The following is a 21,180-nucleotide window of genomic DNA, read 5'->3' as shown; positions in this document are numbered from 1 at the left end:
CATATTTTCACACAAAAAATTATTCCTTTTAACATGTGTTGAAAGGAATAAGACGCGTACAATCTCTCGGAAAAGCACTCGCCTCTCGTACATTTGTTAATTCCAATAGTTTGTATACAACTCTCTCTAATCCAATTCCAAAGCCACCGTGCGAGGGACAACCATATCGGAATGTATTTAAATAAGATTGAAACGTATCTGGATGTAATCCTTTTTCTTTAAAAGAAGTGAGTAACATTTCGTAATCATGAATTCGCGGCGCCCCTGAAGTTATTTCTAGTCCTTTATATAGTAAGTCGAACGAATCAGTAATAGATGGATTCTCTTTATTTGGCATCGTATACATCGGCCTAGCTTCTTTCGGATAATGTGTAATGAAAACAAACTCACTCTTATATGTTTCCTTCACATATTTCCCTAATAGCTTCTCACCTTCTGTATCTAAATCCCCAATTGGCGATTCTTTCTGGTACTTACTTTTCAAAATTTCTTGCGCTTGTAACAATGTAATTTTCGGTATTTCTGTAATAACAGGTACTTCTATTTGTAATAGTTTTAGTTCTTTTTCACAGTTTTTTGCTACTTGTTGAAACATATATCGTAAAACATCCGTTTCTAGTTGCATCACTTCATAAAAATCATGAATAAATCCAAGTTCTACGTCTAACGATATATATTCATTCAAATGACGGGAAGAATTATGATGCTCCGCTCTGTAAACAGGTGCAACTTCAAAAACACGTTCTAACCCTCCAGCTACCATCATTTGTTTATAAAACTGAGGTGATTGTGCTAAATAAGCTTCTTTTTGAAAGTATGGAAGCTTAAAAACATTTGCTCCTCCTTCTGCCCCTTGTGAAACAATTTTCGGAGTAAATACACGTGTGAAATCGTTCTCTATAAGAAATTCACTAAAGCTCTGAACGAGCGTAGATTTTACTTTAAATATCGCGGCGGTTCGCTCATGTCTTAATGATAATACTCTCTCATTTAGAAGTTGATCTAAGCCAACGTGCAATTTCTTTTTATTTATTTCAAATGGAAGTGGTTCTGCGCCGTTTAATATTTTCACTTCATGAGCAAGCACTTCCACCCCTAATTCTGTTTTCGAAGTCTCTACTATTTGACCAACTACTTGCACAACACTTTCCACATCTACTTTAAATCCAGCTAACTCATTTTCTAGTACACATTGCATAACTCCTGATCGATCCCTTATTAATAAAAAACTAATATTACCTAGATGACGAATTTTTTTTACCCATCCTTGAAGTAATACAACCTTGCCGCCTTGCTCCGTACATTCTTTTGTGAGTGAACGCTTCATTACATTTCCCTCCAGTAATTTTATATTTATTTACGTTATTGTTGTTGTCATCGTCATCATCCACGGTCACTCACCTCCTTTCAAAGAATACAAAAATCCGCCCCTATAAATAGGGACGGATTTTTCCGCGGTACCACCCAAATTGTCATAATGACCATCTTAGCCCTGATAACGGTAGGTACCGTTTGCTTTTACTAATTATCACGTTCAAAGCAACACTCACAGGTGTCTTTCCATCATGCGGTATCGCAATCTTCTCAGCAACCGATTGCTCTCTGTAGACCTTTGCATTATGTACTTTTCCTGATCCTCACTTTTTATATTTACAGAGTATTCTATCTCTTTGTTTTATAAAACGCAAGCCTTTTTAAATATATTTTGATCTTTCATATCCAATTTTGTACAATCTCCTCTAAAGCCATTCCACGTGAGCCTTTCAATAATATGATATCCTTTTTCGTTATAACTTTTAATACTTCCTCTGCTATCTTGGCTTTACTATTAAATGACTGTACTTTTCCTATATCATATTTCTTTCTCGCTTCTTCCACTACAATTTCAGCTAACTCTCCATAAGTGAATACATATTGAATGCTCTCTTGATTTAACATTTTACCAATTTCTCTATGATATGTTTCAGCATTCTTCCCTAACTCCAACATATCCCCAATTACTATCATTTTTTTCTTATAGGCATTTAATGTCTGTAACGTTTCAATTGCGGCCTTCATTGAAGAGGGACTGGCATTCCATGCATCGTTAATAATTGTAAAACCTGTTTTAGCAGTTAAAAATTGAAAGCGCATATGAGTAATATTTACTTGTCGCAATGCTTTCTGTATTTTTTCTGTGGGGACATTATAAAATTGACCTACGGCGATTCCGACAATCGCATTTAAAATATTATGTTTTCCATGCAAGGGAACATCGTACTGTATTTTTGAATCATTTAATTTAAAATGAACACCATATTCATCTAATTGCACGTTTGTTGGAAACAAATCATTTGTATACTTTTCACCAAATGCCTTACAAGTTATACTCGATAAATTCTTATTTTTCAAAAGCAATGGCTCATCACCATTATACAAACATAATCCTTCATCTTTTAATCCATCAATAATTTCTAATTTAGCCTTCGCAATTTCTTCTTTTGATCCAAGCGTCTCTAAGTGAGAATGACCAATCATTGTAATGATCACTACATCTGGCTGTGCTATTATTGATAAGTTTCGAATTTGTCCTTTTTCACTCATCCCCATTTCAAGAATTAAAAACTCTGTATCTCGTTTCATTTCTAAAATAGTTAATGGTAAACCGATTTGACTATTAAAATTTCCCTTTGTTTTATGCACACGACGAGTTGTACTTACAATCGTGCTTATTATATCTTTTACCGTTGTCTTGCCATTACTACCTGTAATTCCAATTACTTTTACATTTAGCTCTTTCCGATAAAATTGTGCCAATTGTTGCAAAGCAAACAAAGTGTCATCTACAAATATAATTGGCATCCCTTTTGGCGGAGTGCTGTAAGACTTTTTCCATAAGGAAGCGACAGCTCCATTATCGAATGCCTCTTTCACATAATCATGTCCATCTTTCACCCTAATGATTGGAACAAATACATTTCCTTCTTTAATGCTTTTGGAATCTATGCAGACACCATGTATCTCTATGTGATGAAACGATTCTTGTAACCCTTCACCGCCTACTACCTCTTCAAGTTTTTTCAAATTCATTTGAATCAAAGTATCACCATTTCCATTTTATTACATAATTTCCGTTTTATTTACGCATATTGATAAAGTGAAACTTTAATCAGTGGGGATTTTGTTCCTCCCCACTGATTATCAGCCCTCACCAATCGGGCTTTTACGGTAAGCCCGCCCCCCACCTAACTTCTTTGCTTTCCCTGAATTTTGAGGTGGAGGGTCTTACTGCCCGGCAAATAGCGGGATAAAAATTTTATAGCGAGGTGTTTATATGAAAAAAGCGATTAGTTTCTTTCTTCTTTTGTTATGCCTAATTGCAGTGAATGAAACATACGCCTATTCACCAAAATCTTTACCAATCTCCCAAAACTCTGATCAATGGAAAGTGAATATTGATGAACCGAAGAACATAGGTAACAATATGCTTCAAGCTAAAGAAGATGAATTTAAAACATATCAATTTTCAGTAAAAAATGTTGGTAACAGTGAAGTATATAACGTACAAGTCGAAGTATTCCGCAACGAGCCAAAAACGAAAACGAAATATGAACTTTTCTCACGAAAGGAAAGTCGCTTAGCAAGTGGAAAAACTAGATTTGAACATGCTAATTTTCCAGTTGCTACAAAAGCAGATGAAGTTGATGTAATCATTACTTGGCAAGAACACCCTTTCCGCTCCATGAGAAACGGTCAAAAAGTTGAGTCTAGAAAATTTAAAGAGCATTTTGTTTTTAAAGACGAAAAAAACAACTAGAATGCGGATGAATTTACATTAGCATTCATATAGCTTACTTTACTAGTACCAGTTCTTAAGCAAATTAAAAAGTCGTGGCTTATAAACGCCACGACTTTTTATATTAATTCGTACTAATTCCTCTTGCTGCCCAAATACGATCGATATCAGCAGCATGTTGTCCGCCATATAAAAGAGCATCCGCTTGCTTAATCGCTTTTGCTCCATCACTGAATTTAGAGTTTGGTGTTAATGACCAGTGTGATTGTAAAATAATTTTCGTTGCTACATCACGTCCAAAAGCTTGTGCCATCTCATATTGACCTTGTGCCCAAATTTCCCCATCATCATGTACCTCATTTGTAACATCTTTCGGATACACTTTATTCGTATCTAATCGGCGCAAGCACGTCGGATCTGAACTAGAATAAGCTGTCGCATCCCATTCTCCAACACATGCTTTTCCGTAGCCTGTTGTCGATACTGCATCTTCATACGTAGCACCTAAGAAGTCACCAAATCCTTCTCCCATCGCTCCGCCTTCTGCAGAACTACCAAAGCCAGGCACTTGGTTATCTTGAATTGAATGCCCGTATTCATGTGCGATAATACCAGCATCTTCTGCATCATCTACTCCGCCAGTACCAAAAGTTAAAGCTTTCGTTGTCGGAGAATAAAATGAGTTATCGGCCGTCGTTCCATTCACATTCACTTTAATAGAGCGATTATTAATATTTTTAAATCCTAACCCTTGAATGTAACGTTGTAATGTATCGATATGATAATACGACATAACATCTTCAAAGCTATCATTTGCACGTGTATAGTTAAATTGTAAATTTGTAGATTTTGTTTTTGCTTTTGAAGAAATCGTTACATACTCTCCAATTAAAAATCCTGTCCCATCTAAACCTTTTAACGTAACAGTCTTCAATTGATTCGTTAACGCTGTTGAATCTGCATCGTTATTATCTTTTAAGCCTACTTTACTACCGCTAGATACGACTGGGTTAGGTAAAAATACTTTTCCTGTCCCTTCAGCTTTTCGGTTTATATCAACCTTTTTAATTAACTTCCCATTTTCCGCATCAATAAATGTTTCCCATGCACCAAATGGATTATTAGAATGGACTACCACTTTATATACTGGACGAGCAATTCCCTCTTCAACAATATATCCAAATTCTTTCTCTGTAGGAGCCCATAAGTTTTGCTCACTTGCTTCTCCAACATACGCCATTGATTTTTGTATTGCATCTTTTTCACTAATTTTTGTCGTTACTTCCTTCACACCTTTGACGGATTGATAATCAGAAACAGCAAGTACGCCCTTTCCCTCTCCGTTAAGAGTAACTGTAATTTGTTTTGAAAATACAGGTGCACCATTAACAACTTGCTGGAACCTAACATATGAAGCTACTGACGTTTCTGTTGTAGAAATATATTGCAAGTCTGAAAGGTCTGTTTTTAATCCATACTGCGCAGCATTTTCTTTTAAATATTCAGTTGCTTTTTTCTGCGGCGAATAAGCTTCTAGCTTTACTTGCTGCTGTTTTTCCAATGCCGAAACCGTAGAAATCGTCCCCATTACTAACGGCACAGTCATTGCCATTGCCACCATTTTTTTATTAAACATAGAACCACTCCCCCTAATAAAGTAGCTCAACCTTATCCCATTACCACTAGGCAATCATTCCCCACAAAATGGGGGGATAAAAATTGAATCTACGAGTAATTCTCTATAAACAATTCTATTACCTTTCCATTTAGGTTGAGTGAAATTTTCTCAATATTTATGTATAAAATGAGAAAAATACTGTAGAAATATATTTCTACAGTATTTTATTTAGTGTGCTATGAAGAAAGACATTTACTAGAGGACCTATCGAACGGATTATGAGGAAGTTAGCCGGATAAATTTCCATCATACAAAAAGGAAGTTGGAATGATTCCAACTTCCTTTTTTCTTTAATGAGCCGCGCTTAATTTAATTCGAACTTTCGCTTCACCTAAAGATAGTTCATCGTCTTCATTCGTTAAGTGATCAAATGTAAATCGCTTAACGAGTAAATTTTCTTCCAATAAATCTTTATGGTTCGTTAATGTTCGTTGTAGCTCTTCCTCTGTATCAAGAATAACATCTACTCGTAAATTAACCGGTAAATTTAACTGCTTACGATATTCTTGAACCGCTCGAATAAATTCACGCGCCACTCCTTCTTGTAACAACTCTTCTGTTACATTCGTATCTAACATAACTGTATATTGTCCGTTAGTCGTATTAGAGAACCCTGATTTCGCAACTTTCTCTACTACTACATCTTCAGCCGTTACAACTACTTCTTCTCCTGGTGCAGTTTCGTAAACTGCTCTTTCTGTAGATACAAAGTGTTGTACTTCTTCTTTTGATAATTGTTTTAACCATCCATTTATTGCATTCACATTTTTACCAAACTTCGGCCCAGCTGTTTTAAAGTTCAACTTTAATTGATAGGACGTGTATTTCGTTTCATCGAGTTCAACATGAAACGCTTTGACATTTAGCTCATCCATGACGATATCATGATAAGATTCCCAATCCATATCATTTTCATTATGCGCTAGTAATACAAGTTCCGCTAACGGCTGTTTTACTTTTAAAGAATGTTGATTACGGTTACTTCTTCCTAGTTCAACAACTTGTAAAACAGCATCCATTTCCGCTTCTAGTTTCGGCTGAAGTAGTGATTCATTTACAACTGGATAATCCTCTAAATGAACGCTACTTCCAGTTAAATTTAAATGAATATCTTCAGCGACAAACGGTGTAAATGGTGCAATTAATTTACTAATTGTCACAAGCACTTCATGAAGTGTCTCATACGCAGCTGCTTTTTCAGCATTCATACCAGATTCCCAGAAACGATTACGTGATCGTCTTACATACCAGTTACTTACTTCATCTACAAGCGCCGCGATTTCACGAGCTGCATTCGTAAATTGATAATCATCAAGTGCTGTTCTCACTTTTTTCGTTGTGCTATGCAATCTTGATAATACCCATTCATCCAATTTCGTCCGCTTTGCGTCATACGTTTCTTTCGGATTATACTTATCTAAATTTGCATATAAAACGTAGAAGCTATACACATTGACTAATGTATCTACAAATTTAGACTTTGCTTCCAGTACTGTTCTTTCCGAGAAACGTTTCGCATTCCACGGAGCACTGTCAACGAGTAGCGCCCATCTTAATGCATCTGCACCAAACTGATTTACTAAATCAACTGGATCTAGTGCATTCCCTTTACTTTTAGACATTTTCTGTCCTTCTTCGTCTAATACATGCCCTAGTGATAACACTCGTTTATAAGGCACTTTTCCTGTATATAGTGCTGATACTGCTAATAAACTATAAAACCATCCACGTGTTTGATCAATGCCTTCTGCAATAACATCCGCTGGAAACTGTTCTTCAAATAACTCTTTATTTTCAAATGGATAATGATATTGCGCAAATGGCATGGAACCACTATCAAACCAAACATCAATTACTTCTGGTGTACGATTCATTGTACTTCCGCATTTTTCACAGCAAACTTGCACTTCATCTACATATGGCTTATGCAATTCCAAATCTTCCGGTGTTTCTTTTGTACTATGCTTTCTTAAATCAGCAATGCTTTTCGGTGCGAATTGATGATCGCAACTTTCACATTCCCATACGTTTAATGGTGTTCCCCAATATCTATTTCGGCTAATATTCCAGTCCACCATATTTTCTAAAAACTTACCAAAGCGTCCATGTTTCATATGGTCTGGATACCAAGTAACAGAATCGTTATTTTGCAAAAATGTATCTTTAATTGCAGTTGTTCGGATTAACCAACTCTCTCCTGCATAATAAAGAAGTGGTGAATCACAACGCCAGCAATGTGGGTAGCTATGTTCATACTTTTCTTTATGATATAGTAAGCCTTCCTTCGCTAAATGACGAACAATATCCACGTCACAATCTTTTACAAATTTCCCTTTCAAAAATGGTACTGCTTCTGTATACTCACCTTTCTCATCTACAACATGCAAGAATGACAATCCTTCACTTTGAACGACTCTATAATCGTCCTCCCCATATGCTGGAGCGATATGAACGAGTCCTGTACCACTATCTGCCGTGACAAAATCTGCTGCGATAACGTGATAGCCATTTGTAACTTCTTTCATTGGAAATGGCGGCATATAAGATGTGTTTACTAATTCTTCACCTTTATGAACAGATAATACTTCATAGTCTTCTTTTAATACATCTTGTACACGTTCTTTCGCAACAATGTATACATGACCTTCTTGTTTCGCTTTCACGTATTCCATATTTGGATGTACAGCGAGCGCAACATTCGCTGGAAGTGTCCAAGGTGTTGTTGTCCACCCTAGGAAATATTCATTTTCACTATCTTTCACTTGAAACTTAACTGTTGCACTTAAGTCTTTTACTGTTTTATACCCTTGTGCAACCTCATGTGAACTTAGTGAAGTTTGACAACTTGGGCAGTATGGTGAGACTCTATGCCCTTTGTACAATAATCCTTTTTCATGAATCGTCCCTAAAATATGCCATACACTTTCGATATATGGATTCTCTAGCGTAACGTATGGATCATCCATATCTACCCAATAACCGATGCTTTCAGTGAATTCACGCCACTGCTTCTCATATGTGAATACACTCTCTTTACACTTCTGAATAAATGGCTCAATTCCATACTCTTCAATTTCATGTTTACCAGAAATACCGAGTTGCTTCTCAACACCTAATTCTACAGGTAAACCGTGTGTATCCCATCCCGCTTTTCGTAGCACTTTATAACCAGCCATCGTTTTATATCTCGCTACTACATCTTTAATTGTCCGTCCAAGTGCATGTCCGACGTGTGGTAAACCGTTCGCCGTTGGTGGTCCTTCATAAAATACGAAAGACTGTGCGCCTTCTCGATTCTGAATTGATTGCTCGAAAATACTTTGCTCGTTCCACTGCTTACGAATACGTGTTTCTCTCCCTACAGCTGACTCTTTTACATCTACTTTCTTCATCTACAATCACTCCTTTTGAATATTTTAAAGCACACAAAAAACCCGTCCCCATGAAGTAGGGACGGGTTTAACCGCTTTACCACCCTAATTCTATTAGCTCTTCGCTAATAGCACTTAGCAACGTACTATCATACGTGTTCTTTGTAACGGTAGACATCCGTCCGGGCTTACTTATTTCAGCCTCGGCTCCTCGGAGATGATTTTCAAATAACGTCTGCACACCGGCTTTCAGCTATACACCGGCTCTCTGGGGAACAATTCATTATTTTACTCGTTCTCGTCTTCAGATTTGTATACTTTATTAAAAGCTATTTTATGCCATTGGGCAATAAATTGTCAACTAATTCTAAATATATATTTAATTATACCCTTTTTTCACAATTCCTATACAATTATTTCTTAAATCCTTGTATTCCAGCTAAATCTTCATCTTCTTCAATAAGCTCAGCAAAGAATCCTGATTCATCCTCACGAAGAACAATTTCAAGCTCTTGCTTCGCCTCTTCAATTCTATTTAACTGTGCTAAATAACAAGCGCGATCGTATCTTGCTAACAAATCACTCGCATCTATTGTTAATACATCATTTGTTATTTTTTCGGCCTTTAGTGTTTGTCCGGCACCATGATACGAAGATGCTAAAGAAAGAAGAATTGCTGCTTCATTTGGATGATGTATAGAAGCATTTTCTAATACATGAATTGCCTCTTCAAACCTTTCTTGACTTTGATACATTTCTCCTAAAGCAAGAAACGCTCTACTTACAAACGGTGTTTGCTCCGTTAATTGTAAGGTAATCTTTTCTGCTTTTCTTTCTTCTCCTATTTTAAAGAATACTTGTGCTTGTAAAAGAAGCGTATCATAATCATCTGGTAACTCTCGAACCATTTGCTTCGTTAATTCTGAAGCATCCCGTAACATATCTTCATCCTCACACGCCATGAAAAGATTTACAAGTTGCTTCGCTATATCGTAATCCCATTTATTTTCTAACGATGTTTGCAATACATCTATCGCCTCTTTATACATCGCCACATTCTCGTAAAATAGTGAAAATCGCTGCGCTGCCATACTATTTTTTTGATTTAACTTTAACGAAATTTCATACAAATCAATGATTGTAGTAATAATCGAAATTTCTTTCGCACGGTTTTTCATACGATAAAAAGCTCTCGTAATTATAGATTTTTTCGGCTGTTCATTTTGTTGACGTTCAATCCATCTTTCCGTCACCGCAGATGCAGCATACATAAATGCCATACTTCTTTCTGCCTTCTTCACCTTTAATGTATGAAGAAAATCTCGTATGTTAGACAATTTCTTATGTTGTTCTATCGCTTTTACATACACATCAAATATTCGTTCATTATTTGCATCTTTTTGTATAACTTTCATTACAATTTCAATTGCTTTTGCATTTCTTTTTTTCACTAACACTTTGGCATAATGATATAGAACTTCTATATGCTCACTATCTAATTGAAGCGCCTCTTCAATCTGTGCTTGTTCTTTATCTATTTCATCCATCGCTCCATACACATATGCAATCGCATCTAATCGCCATATTTCAGGTGCTTCGTCCGCTAATTGTTCTAGTTCTGTCAGTAACTCTTCCTGAAGACTCATTTCTACTGAAAGCTGTGCCAAATATTCTATATTAATATGCATCGGCTCTTCTTTCATAGCCTGAACCATATGACTTTGTTCTTTAGAACGATTTTCTTCTTTTTCATATATTTCTGCAAGCTGTAAATGCACACCTACGAAATTCTCATCAAGCTCTAAACATGTTTCATACGCCTGTTTTGCTTCCGTCAATTGCCCTAATGCCATAAGTATTTCACCAATTCGGTAATACGGTAATGCCGTTTCCTTTTGTTCTATCGCCTTATTATACCTTTTCATCGCTTGGCCGTACTGCCCAATAGATTCATATAAAATACCTGTATAACAACCGTATTCGCTTATTTCTTTTCTTTCTTTGTGTAACGTTCTTAAGAATGCTATACCTCTTTGTACAAATACCGTTCCTTTAATTCGATTCACATATTCATCTAACGCACTTGCCACATTATATTCACTCTGCTTTATACCACTCTCTAACTTAGACAAAGCTACTTTAAACCCTTCTTCATTTCCACCAAGTTCAACCTCAGCATCCCATAGAACCATTCCCGCATTCATAAGAAAATCTTGGCTCTTTTCAATTTGTTTTTCAATACCGAGAATATATTGTTTCGCTTCCTTGTATTGTTCTTTCGCCATATAAACTTGCGTAAGTCCAAAGTGAGAATAAACATCATCATGATTTTCTTCTAAAGCACGATTATACAATGTTTCTGCTTCTTCCAGACTATCATTTTGAAAATGATAGTCACCGAGTTTTACGTATAGAGGTGCCTTATCGTCACAATTCTCAATACCTTTTAATAAAATTTCTTTCGTACTTTCCTCATCCTTCAAATCAGACTCGTATATTTCCGAAAGTTTCGTATAGATGTAGGGTGCATTACTATCCAAATAAATCGCTACTTTAAGCCCTTTTATCGCTAAATGTAATTTCCCTAAATGATGCGCACATCTCGCGCGCTCATACCATACATGTGCCTCATTTTTATTCTCTCTTAATAGGTCATTAAAAATTTCATACGCTTCTTCATATCTTTCCAAATCTATTAATATTAATCCGTGATTCGTTAAAGTGAATCTTTCTGGACTACGTTCTAAAGCAACTTGAGAAAACTGCAACGCCTTTTCAGATTGATCGATATACATGTATGATAGAGCGAGAAAACTCCAAGCAATCGGCTGATCTGCGTCTAATTGTAATGATGAACGAAAACTTGAAATCGCTTCTATATAACTTTCCTGTTCAAAAGCATATCTTCCGTTTATTAAATGATATAAAGCACGATTATTTTTCTTCTCAACACTTGTCAGCATTTGCCCGGCTTTTTCTAATTCTTGAAGGCGAATAAAGCACTGCGCACCATGCAATTTAACAAAATCTGAGTTCGGAAACTTCTCCATTAACTTTTCAATACAACATATAATAAACTCATTATCTACTTCAACATCTAAATGCTTAACTGTATATAACCACGTATTCGGATTATCACTCGTCTCTTTTAAAAATTGTACTAAGTTATGAATCCCCTCTTTATCATGTTCATCTAGATGATCCGTAAGAGAAAAAATAGATTTAAAATAATGATTTTCTTCTTCATTTAAAAATGCTAATTGCTCCTTCTTTTCTTTCGGAACAAACGTAATCGCTAAACAACCTGTGTAACGATATTTTTCTTGTAACTTACTATATTCCACAATAACTGGTTCTATAAAGTTCGGATCTTGAACATAAAAAGCTTGTAACGTATCATCATATCCAGATAGCACTTGTACATGTGAAGCATGCTCAATATCTATACTTAATAAAACAGGAATCCCTTCATCCAGCAGTCTCTTATAATTTTCCTCATTCCCTTTAAAATAACGATATTCATAACCTAATTCTTCTAAATAAGAAACAGTATCTGAAAACTTTGAGCCTGTCATATCAAAAATAAACTCTGCTATTTCATCTTGTGTACGTTTTTCTCCCCATAACTGCAACATCATTTCTAAACTTGTCGGAACACAATAATTATCCTTTTGTACAATAGGAACTATCGGTAAATGCACCTTTTTTCCATCTGGATTTTTTTCTAAATTATGATATAAAGACTCTTTTAAACTTTTTTCTTCTTTTAATAACTGTTGTAAATCTACAAGTTTATTCATTTTGTAAAGCGCTTCTGCACGTAAATGTACAAAGTAAGCTTTATACGCATGATAAGGAAGCTGATTATTTATGTTATCTATTACCGCTAACATTTCTTCATACTTCCTTAAATCTAATAAATATTTTACCTTTTCAAAATGAAAATATGGTACTTGCGGGAACTTTACAATCGCATCATCAATTAGCTGTAATGCACGTTTTTGTTCTCCTTGATTCGCATATAATTGTGATAATAAATAGGTAGATAGCTCTTCACAATCTTTATGCTGCATGCCGGCTATAAATTGTTCTTCTGCTTTCTCCCATTCACCTGTATGCATATAGACGTAGCCCCATTTATCAAATACGGCACGTGAACTGTACTCCTCTGCCTTTTGCATATAGATTAGGGCTTCTTCATTTCGTTTCATTTCCAACAAACATCGTACTAATGTAAAATATGTTTTCGCTAAAAGATCAGCTTCTATTTCTTCTTTACTTACCTCTTCTAATGAGTCTTTTAACACCTGTTCTACTTCAAGTATTTTCCGCTCATCAATTAACTCATCACAATATAAAGAGAGCGTTCTCATATTTGGGAATTTTTTGTAGGCGTAGCGAATGAGGAATGAACTGTATTGGTGCATAAGCCCTTCATCAGTAAGACGTATTAATATGTCAAACTCCTTATGTGAAGGAACACTAGCAAGCCAACTCTTCAAATAAGATAAAGTATTCTTTTCTTTTATATATGAAATTTCATTATTTATTTCCTGTAATCCATCTATAAATCTCTTGTCTTTCAAACAAGCATCTAACTGCTTAAAATCTAGCATGTATTCACCTCGAATATTTATTTGTACTGCTACTTGCTTAGATTTTACACATCATATTGTAGGTATTCAACTAAAATCTCTTATAATGGATGGTATTAATTAATATTATTCAAATTTATAACAAAATATAGTAAAAATGATTGTTTTTCTCCATATTTTGTTTAATTAAATGGAATAACGTAACATGAGGATTTTATCTTTTGGAAGCTGAAATCCGTACATGAAATTATATCGGCGATAATTTAAATATATCGACGATTTTCAAAATATATCAGCGATTATACGGTGGATATCGACTTACCGACAAAAAATGACAATCCTCAATAAATCGCTATCTTTCAACATACTATTTCACCAAATGTAATTTTCATATTCGGAGCATATACTAAAGAAGAATGTAGATGAAATGCCTTAAAAAATCGGAGTTCAGCTTCATATTGAGCTAGCGCATCATCATATGTTAATCCTCTAGCCATTAAACGTTCTATAAAATGCTGTTTATCACCCGGATCCCCTGCAATCCCCTCTTCTTTTAATGAATGATACAACCTTTGTTTATCATTATAGTGCATATTAGAATCTAAAAAGTTCACTTTATCACTTACTCTACATTCAATATTTTTTACGCCTAGTTCACTTAAACACATCGGTATTTTCATACCAATATTTCCATCTTTTCCGCTTCTCTGCATGTCATTTTCAAATAACTTCTGCAAAGCACCTAGCCTAATAATTTCCGATTGATTCTCTCCATCTAAAGAGTATGAAGACATATTTGATATCCAATGTGGTTCAAAACAGATTATTTTTCCGCCCTTTTTAATTGAATGTATCATTTTTTTTAGCATCATTTTTGGCGAACTCATATGTAATAAGAAAGCATGACAAATTGCTATATCGTATGTATCTTTCAATTCAATTTCTGTAGCATCTCCCTCAAGAAATTCTGTCTCATACGGAAGTAAACGAAACAACTCTCTCGCTTCAGATAATAATGTTTCTCCACTATCAATGCCTGTATACTTTGATCCTTCTGGAAGTAAAGGCATTAATACTAAGCCTAAATAACCATATCCACAACCATAATCAACAATATGTACTGGCTTAGTAATCTTCCAAACCATATTTACTAAAAAGCTTACATAATCGTCGTTGTAATATAAATCTCTTGTGTTTTTTAAATATGCTAGTTTACTGTTCCAATCGTATGTTTCCAAGTTTAACGCCTCCTTTATATATATGACATTACAATTCTCCATTTAATAAGGACATTCCTACACTTGAAACAATTCTAGAAAAATTTAGATTTAATAAAATAAAACTTCTGCTTTCACATTTTCTATAAAAATAAATAGGCATACATATCTACTATGATACGTATACCTATTTGTTTCACATCTCCTCAGGTGCCTCCACCCCAAGTAAACGTAATCCCTCTTTTAATACAACCGTCACAGCATACACTAATGCGAGTCTGCTGTCTTTCTCTTCGCTCTCTTCTAATATACGAACATTACCGTAATATTTATTAAACGATTGTGCTACATCCAATACATATTTTGAAATGATTGATGGCTCATTTTTGTTGAAAGCTGCTTCAATTATTTGAGGGAATTTATTCAGTAATTTTACAACGCTCCAGCTATGATCATCTTTTAATGCAAACGTACACGTTTCAAATTCTACACTTTCTTTTCTTAAAATAGAGCAAGCACGTGCATGTGTGTACTGTACATACGGTCCTGTTTCACCTTCAAATTTCAGCATGTTTTCTAATGAGAATTCGATATTATGCATACGCTCGTTTTTTAAATCGTGAAAGATAACTGCGCCAACACCGACTTGCTTCGCTACTTCTTCTTTCTGTTTTAAGTTTGGATTTTTCTCTTCAATATTTTGTTTTGCAAGGTCAATTGCTTCTTCAAGTACTTCTTCAAGTAAAATAACTCTTCCTTTACGTGTCGACATTTTCTTACCATTTTTTAAAATGAACCCAAACGGTACATGTTCCATGCCGTCAACCCAATTGTAACCAAGCTTTTTTAATACAGTGAAAAATTGATTAAAATGTAAACTTTGTTCTGGGCCAACTACATATAACGCTTTATCAAATGCATATGTGTTTTGACGGTATAACGCTGCTGTTAAGTCACGTGTTGCGTAAATCGTTGCACCATCGGATTTTCTAATTAAGCAAGGCGGCATTCCCTCTTCTTCTAAATTAACGACTAACGCACCTTCTGACTCTTCAAGCAAATCATGTTCTTCTAAAATCCCAATAAAATCTTCCATTAAGTTATTATAAAAGGCTTCTCCTTGAAAATTAGTAAACTCAACACCGAGAAGTTCATAAATACGAGAAAATTCTTTTAAGGATTCGTGACGGAACCAATTCCAAAGCTCAACAGCTTCTTCATCACCTTCTTCTAATTTCTTAAACCAAGCGCGTCCATCTTCTTCTAATTCTTCATCGTCTTTTACCTCTTCATGAAATTGAACATATAACTTAAATAGTTCACGTATTGGATCCTCTTTAACTACTGCTTCATTTCCCCATTTTTTATAAGCGGTAATTAACTTTCCAAACTGTGTGCCCCAGTCTCCAATATAATTAATTCCTACAACTTCATAACCACATTTTTCAGCAATATGTTTCAGTGAATTTCCAATCATTGTAGAACGTAAATGCCCCATTGAAAAAGGTTTCGCGATATTAGGAGAGGAATAATCGATAACTACCGTTTTTTCACAACCAAAGTGATTTTGACCGTACTCTTCTTTCTCCGCTAAAACCGTTTTTAATACATCATCACTTACCGTCTCACGATTAAAAAAGACATTTACATAAGGACCAACAGCCTCTACTTTCGTAAAAAATGGATCACTTAATTTTCCTGCAACTTCCTTTGCGATAATAGCTGGTGATTTTTTATATTGCTTCGCAAGTGAAAAACATGGAAATGCCGCATCTCCGAATTCATCTTGTTTCGGCGTTTCGATTAAATCTAAAATTTGATTTTGCGTTAATTCATTCGTAAAAATATCGGATAAACTTTCCGCAAACTGCGTTTTATAATCCATACTATATAACCTCCTTATTTTTTCAAACACAAAAAACTCGTCTCTAAAAAGAGACGAGTTTAAACCCGTGGTACCACCCTTGTTGTTCATTACGAACCACTTTCCCGTTTATAACGAGGACAGGGGGCCTCGGCTTACTCTACTATTCGTTCAAGAAGCATCTCCGAAGTGCGCTTCATCTTTTCCTTCCGCACTAGGCTCACACCATCCCTAGCTCGCTTTCCTTCTAAAAAAGACTACTCTCTTCATCACCGACAGTATATTTAATTAATTATTGCTTATTATACATCTTTTCAAACAATTAGCAAGGGTCAATTACACCAAAATGAAACTTAGCACTTCTTCTTTTGTATACATGAAAATTATGTTTTTCAAATCTAGAACTACGGAAATGATCTTTCAGAACGACACGCTTTCTCGCCACACGCTTCGCTTCTGCAATTGTTTCGTTAGTAATATCATGATACAAAGCGAAGTGTTTTAATCCTTTTATTCCATCTGATTCTATAACAGTTTCTTCAAACATCGGATCAAGGTACACAACATCATAACTATTGTCTTCACATTGTGTTAAAAATGCGTAATGCTCCGTTTGCTTCACATCGATTCGTTGCATTGCCTCATCAATTTCAGAAACAGTTGAAGACCATGTTTTCAAACCATTTTCCATAATATAAGCCATATACTCATTGCCTTCAAGTCCCGTTACTTTTCCGCTTTCACCAACAATATAACTAGCTACAATACTATCTGATGCCATACCGAGCGTACAATCTAATACTGTCATTCCGCTCTCTAATTGCGCGGCTTGTACAAACGGATCGTGTTCTCCGCGCATTAACCTTTTCACACGAAACATCGCTGAGTTTGGATGAAAGAAAAATGACTCTTCCGTTCCTCTCGGATAAATAGCTAATCGGTTTTTCCCTACAACAAGTACATCTTGTTCATACTGCTCATGCAGTTTATGTACTGGTACGTCATTACGTTTAACGAAAGAACGATTTAATTCTGCCGCTACCTTGTTTGCATAATCTGTCATTTCTTTGTTTGTTCTTCCTGCTGTTGTTACGATCATTGTTTCACCTCTATATAAAGAAAAGAGGGAGATTTACTCTCCCCCTTCTTTAGCAATTCTTTTCGAAAGCTTGTTCTAAGTTCGTAATAATTTCGTCCATAGTTGCACCTTCAATTTCATGACGGTGAATGAAGTGAACAACTTCTTTTCCTTTTAATAATGCCATAGATGGTGAAGATGGAGGAATTTCTCCGAAGTATTCACGCATTTTTGCAGTAGCATCTTTATCTTGACCTGCGAATACAGTTACAAGATGATCTGGCAGTTTTTCAGCACGAACAACTGCTTGACCTGCTGATGGACGTGCTAAACCAGCTGCACAACCACAAACTGAGTTTACAACTACTAAAGTTGTACCTGCCGTGTTTTCCATAAATTCTGTTACAGCTTCTTCTGTAGTTAACTCTTCAAACCCAGAACGCACTAATTCTTGACGCATTGGGATTACCATTTGGCGCATGTATTCTTCATAAGCATTTGACATCGTGTAATCTCTCCTTCAACTTTCATTCCAAATTCATCATATCACGCTCTATTACTAGGTGCAAAAGAAAGATAACGATGATTTCATTTTTTTGTAGGGATTTCACAAACCCCTTCACGGCAATGTCCAACTGGGACAAGTTTTCTATTGTTAGCGATATAATCGTATACTTTACTTCCAAATCCGAGTACGATAGATAGTTTTATAAAAGGAACGGCAAACCAATAAGATGGAACGGCCTTTGCTAATACATGTATGCTATGAATTCCGGCATACCACTTATTATTTTTTAAAATATACAATCTTTGTTCCATCTTACTTTGTAGTTCTTGAGAAAGTTCATACTTCTCAACTACATCTTCATCTCGAAATGAAACAAATTCCATCTTACCCTTTTTATCTAGTTTTTTCGTACGTTCTGCAACCGCCGTACACATCGGACACCAACTATCATAGAAAACAATCATACATTACTCCCCTTTACGAGACTCCGTCATTTGTTTCCATACAGAACCTTTTGCTTCTTCTCCACCTTCAATACGCTCTAATGCTAGACGCGCTTGCATCGCTACTTCAAACTCCGGATCATCTTGCGCTGCTTTTAATGCAGGAATCGCACTTTCATCTCCAAGTTCAAATAAGAACATAGCTGCACGCCAGCGTACTAATTTACTTGAATCTTTCAGAGATTTAATCATAACGAACATCGCTGCTGGATCACCTACGTCTGATAAGCAATCACCCGCTGTACGGCGAACACTTACTGAACGATCTAATAACGCTTTATATAATAACGGCAATACCCCATCACCTTTTACCATACCTAAATACGCTGTTGCTAAACGGCGGATTGAAACTTTTTCATCATCTAACGCCATCTTCAACACTGGCATATCCTCTTCAGTAGGATCCATTTGCTCTAATGCTGCAAAACGATTTTTCCAGTCAGCATCTTTCATCATCTCTACTGTTACTTTATATGGCTCACGCTTTTGAATCGTTACTTCAACAGTACCTGCCTGGTTTAATAATTCTTTAACTGTTTCATTTACACGTTCTTCTGAATAAGCAGCAACAATCTCTTCTACTACTTCTTTCCCGATTTCTTCAAAATTACCGTAACGTGTACCTTGTTCTACCCATTTGCGCTCTTTCACAACGTTTGGTGCAGACATTTGAACTTTCATAATTGATTCTTTAAAACGATCTGGTAAACCAACACGTTCTTCCGATGTTCCATCTGTTAACTTTACTTGCATTGGAATTGTAAAGAACATTTGAACAAACACTTTCACTTCCCCAAAATGAGCAAGTTGTTGTTCTTCACTTTCTTCTACTACCTGTTCGCCGAAAACAGCACGAACTTGTTGTAATAAAACTTTCCAGTCAAACTTCGCATTTCGCTCCACTGCTAAAAAGTCGGCTACATGATATACACCTTTAATGCCTTCAATTTTCAAAATTTCTTGCACTTGCATTGGTGCTTGTTCTTTATTTTCATTTGTATAATTATTTCGCGCTCCTGATGGTAATACTTCATTCAAAATAACTTTCATTGTATTTGGACTTGGCGTCGGTTCAATTGCTTTAATCTTCACGTAAAAAACTCTCCTTTATTGCGTGTTCTTAGCTGTATTGTAACATGTTATCACTCTATACTCCTACTCGGATGCTTAATTTTGCTAATTCCTTTTCTACATTTCTTAGAAGTTTCATTCATTCTATTTTCACCTAATCGTTCGAAAACTAAAGTTAAAAGTATAATTGACAATACCAGAAAAGGGATTAACCTTAACTCATAAAATGACTACGGTCATTTTATGGTCAAAGTCACTCTAAGTTGGAGGGATATCAAATGAATAATGTCATAATTATTGGTGGCGGTATTGCTGGACTTTGCGCAGCAATTTCCTTACAAAAAATAGGATTAGATGTAAAAGTATATGACCAAAATACTGAACCTACTGTTGCTGGTGCAGGTATTATCATCGCCCCAAATGCGATGCAAGCACTTGAACCATTCGGAATTTCTGAGAGAATAAAAAAAATTGGCAACGAAAGTGACGGCTTTAACCTTGTATCCGAAAAAGGAACTATTTTTAATAAATTGACCATTCCAGCATGTTATCCAAAAATGTACTCCATTCATAGAAAAAATTTACATCAATTACTACTTTCTGAACTAAAAGAAGATACTGTCGAATGGGGAAAAGAATGCGCAAAAATAGAAAAAAATGAAGAAAACGCCTTAAAAATATTATTCCAAGATGGTAGTGAAGCACTTGGTAATATACTCATTGCTGCTGATGGTATTCATTCTGTCGTTCGAAAACAAGTAACACAAAGCGATAATTATCGTTATGCAGGATATACGTGTTGGCGCGGCGTAACTCCTACTAATAACCTTTCTTTAACAAACGATTTTATTGAAACTTGGGGAACAAACGGTAGATTTGGTATCGTCCCTCTTCCCAATAACGAAGTATACTGGTATGCGCTCATAAACGCTAAAGCTAGAGATCCAAAATACAAAGCTTACACAACAGCAGATTTATATAATCATTTCAAAACTTACCACAATCCCATCCCATCTATTTTAAATAATGCATCGGACGTTACTATGATTCATCGTGACATTGTAGACATTACACCAATGAAACAGTTTTTTGAAAAGCGCATCGTATTTATTGGGGATGCAGCTCATGCACTTACTCCTAATTTAGGTCAAGGAGCTTGTCAGGCAATTGAAGATGCGATTATTTTAGCTGAATGTATTAAGAATAATGCCCATTATCGTCAAGCATTCATAGAATACGAACAAAAAAGACGAGATAGAATTGAAAAAATCTCAAATACTGCTTGGAAAGTTGGAAAAATGGCGCAAATAGAAAGTACACCTTTAACTATAGTGAGAAACGAAGTAATGAAACGTATTCCGAAATGGATTTCTGAAAGGCAAGCACATGAACTATACAACTTTCAGTTATAACAAAAATGAGAAACAGCATTCTCTACCCTTCTTTCAATTACATTAAACTTAATCATGAAGTAAGATTTTATTTAAGATTATCTATTAAACAGATATAATTGTTTGTGT

Annotated in this window: 13 protein-coding genes and 3 other annotated features; of the genes, 2 read left to right on the top strand and 11 right to left on the bottom strand. The window is 35.5% G+C overall.

All coding sequences use genetic code 11. From position 1 onward, the window contains the following. Positions 1–28: 28 nt before the first annotated feature. Both aspS and JDS99_RS14245 read right to left on the bottom strand, forming a co-directional pair. A complete protein-coding gene (gene aspS, locus JDS99_RS14250) occupies positions 29–1,327 on the bottom strand; it encodes an aspartate--tRNA(Asn) ligase (RefSeq protein ID WP_199695251.1) in 1,299 nt (432 codons plus the stop codon). 108 nt (positions 1,328–1,435) lie between these two features. Next, positions 1,436–1,647: a binding site (T-box leader), on the bottom strand. A gap of 66 nt (positions 1,648–1,713) precedes the next feature. Beyond that, positions 1,714–3,069, bottom strand: a complete 1,356-nt coding sequence (locus tag JDS99_RS14245) for a UDP-N-acetylmuramoyl-tripeptide--D-alanyl-D-alanine ligase (RefSeq protein WP_199695250.1) — start codon at positions 3,067–3,069, stop codon at positions 1,714–1,716. A gap of 244 nt (positions 3,070–3,313) precedes the next feature. On the opposite strand from JDS99_RS14245, the gene JDS99_RS14240 reads away from it, so the two are divergent. After that, complete coding sequence (locus JDS99_RS14240) at positions 3,314–3,796, top strand: hypothetical protein (protein ID WP_088609112.1); 483 nt, start codon at positions 3,314–3,316, stop codon at positions 3,794–3,796. 103 nt (positions 3,797–3,899) lie between these two features. Here the strand turns inward: JDS99_RS14240 and JDS99_RS14235 are convergent, their stop codons facing one another. From JDS99_RS14235 to JDS99_RS14195, 9 genes are all read right to left on the bottom strand, one after another. After that, positions 3,900–5,411, bottom strand: a complete 1,512-nt coding sequence (locus tag JDS99_RS14235; RefSeq protein ID WP_046959291.1) for a M36 family metallopeptidase — start codon at positions 5,409–5,411, stop codon at positions 3,900–3,902. 332 nt (positions 5,412–5,743) lie between these two features. Continuing rightward, the gene (ileS, locus tag JDS99_RS14230; RefSeq protein ID WP_199695249.1) at positions 5,744–8,845 is read right to left on the bottom strand and encodes an isoleucine--tRNA ligase; all 3,102 of its coding nucleotides are present in this window, start codon (positions 8,843–8,845) and stop codon (positions 5,744–5,746) included. Between the two features lie 54 nt (positions 8,846–8,899). After that, positions 8,900–9,138 (bottom strand) — a binding site (T-box leader). Positions 9,139–9,237: 99 nt separating this feature from the next. Further along, on the bottom strand, positions 9,238–13,440 hold the full coding sequence (locus JDS99_RS14225; protein ID WP_199695248.1) for a bacteriocin-processing peptidase family protein: 4,203 nt from the start codon (positions 13,438–13,440) through the stop codon (positions 9,238–9,240). 338 nt (positions 13,441–13,778) lie between these two features. Continuing rightward, positions 13,779–14,699, bottom strand: coding sequence for a class I SAM-dependent methyltransferase (locus JDS99_RS14220; protein ID WP_199695247.1), 921 nt, complete (start codon positions 14,697–14,699; stop codon positions 13,779–13,781). Positions 14,700–14,832: 133 nt separating this feature from the next. Continuing rightward, a complete protein-coding gene (argS, locus tag JDS99_RS14215) occupies positions 14,833–16,521 on the bottom strand; it encodes an arginine--tRNA ligase (protein WP_199695246.1) in 1,689 nt (562 codons plus the stop codon). Positions 16,522–16,567: 46 nt separating this feature from the next. Next, positions 16,568–16,782: a binding site (T-box leader), on the bottom strand. 40 nt (positions 16,783–16,822) lie between these two features. Beyond that, positions 16,823–17,599 (bottom strand): class I SAM-dependent methyltransferase, encoded by a 777-nt coding sequence (locus JDS99_RS14210; RefSeq protein ID WP_087982606.1) that lies wholly within the window; start codon positions 17,597–17,599, stop codon positions 16,823–16,825. Between the two features lie 49 nt (positions 17,600–17,648). Beyond that, positions 17,649–18,083 carry a BrxA/BrxB family bacilliredoxin gene (locus JDS99_RS14205; RefSeq protein ID WP_199695245.1) on the bottom strand — a complete coding sequence of 145 codons (435 nt, stop codon included), beginning with the start codon at positions 18,081–18,083 and terminating at the stop codon, positions 17,649–17,651. Between the two features lie 83 nt (positions 18,084–18,166). After that, a complete protein-coding gene (locus tag JDS99_RS14200; protein ID WP_199695244.1) occupies positions 18,167–18,550 on the bottom strand; it encodes a thiol-disulfide oxidoreductase DCC family protein in 384 nt (127 codons plus the stop codon). Positions 18,551–18,553: 3 nt separating this feature from the next. Continuing rightward, a complete protein-coding gene (locus JDS99_RS14195) occupies positions 18,554–19,681 on the bottom strand; it encodes a virulence factor (protein WP_199695243.1) in 1,128 nt (375 codons plus the stop codon). A 242-nt stretch (positions 19,682–19,923) separates the two neighbouring features. On the opposite strand from JDS99_RS14195, the gene JDS99_RS14190 reads away from it, so the two are divergent. Next, positions 19,924–21,072: an FAD-dependent monooxygenase gene (locus tag JDS99_RS14190; protein ID WP_255543207.1), complete on the top strand. Its 1,149-nt coding sequence runs from the start codon at positions 19,924–19,926 to the stop codon at positions 21,070–21,072. Positions 21,073–21,180 lie beyond the last annotated feature (108 nt).

Source organism: Bacillus cereus group sp. N6 (genome assembly GCF_016483705.1).
Taxonomy (GTDB): Bacteria; Bacillota; Bacilli; order Bacillales; family Bacillaceae_G; genus Bacillus_A; species Bacillus_A wiedmannii.
Note: the sequence above shows the minus strand (reverse complement) of the source record. Positions and strands in the feature narration are given on the sequence as shown.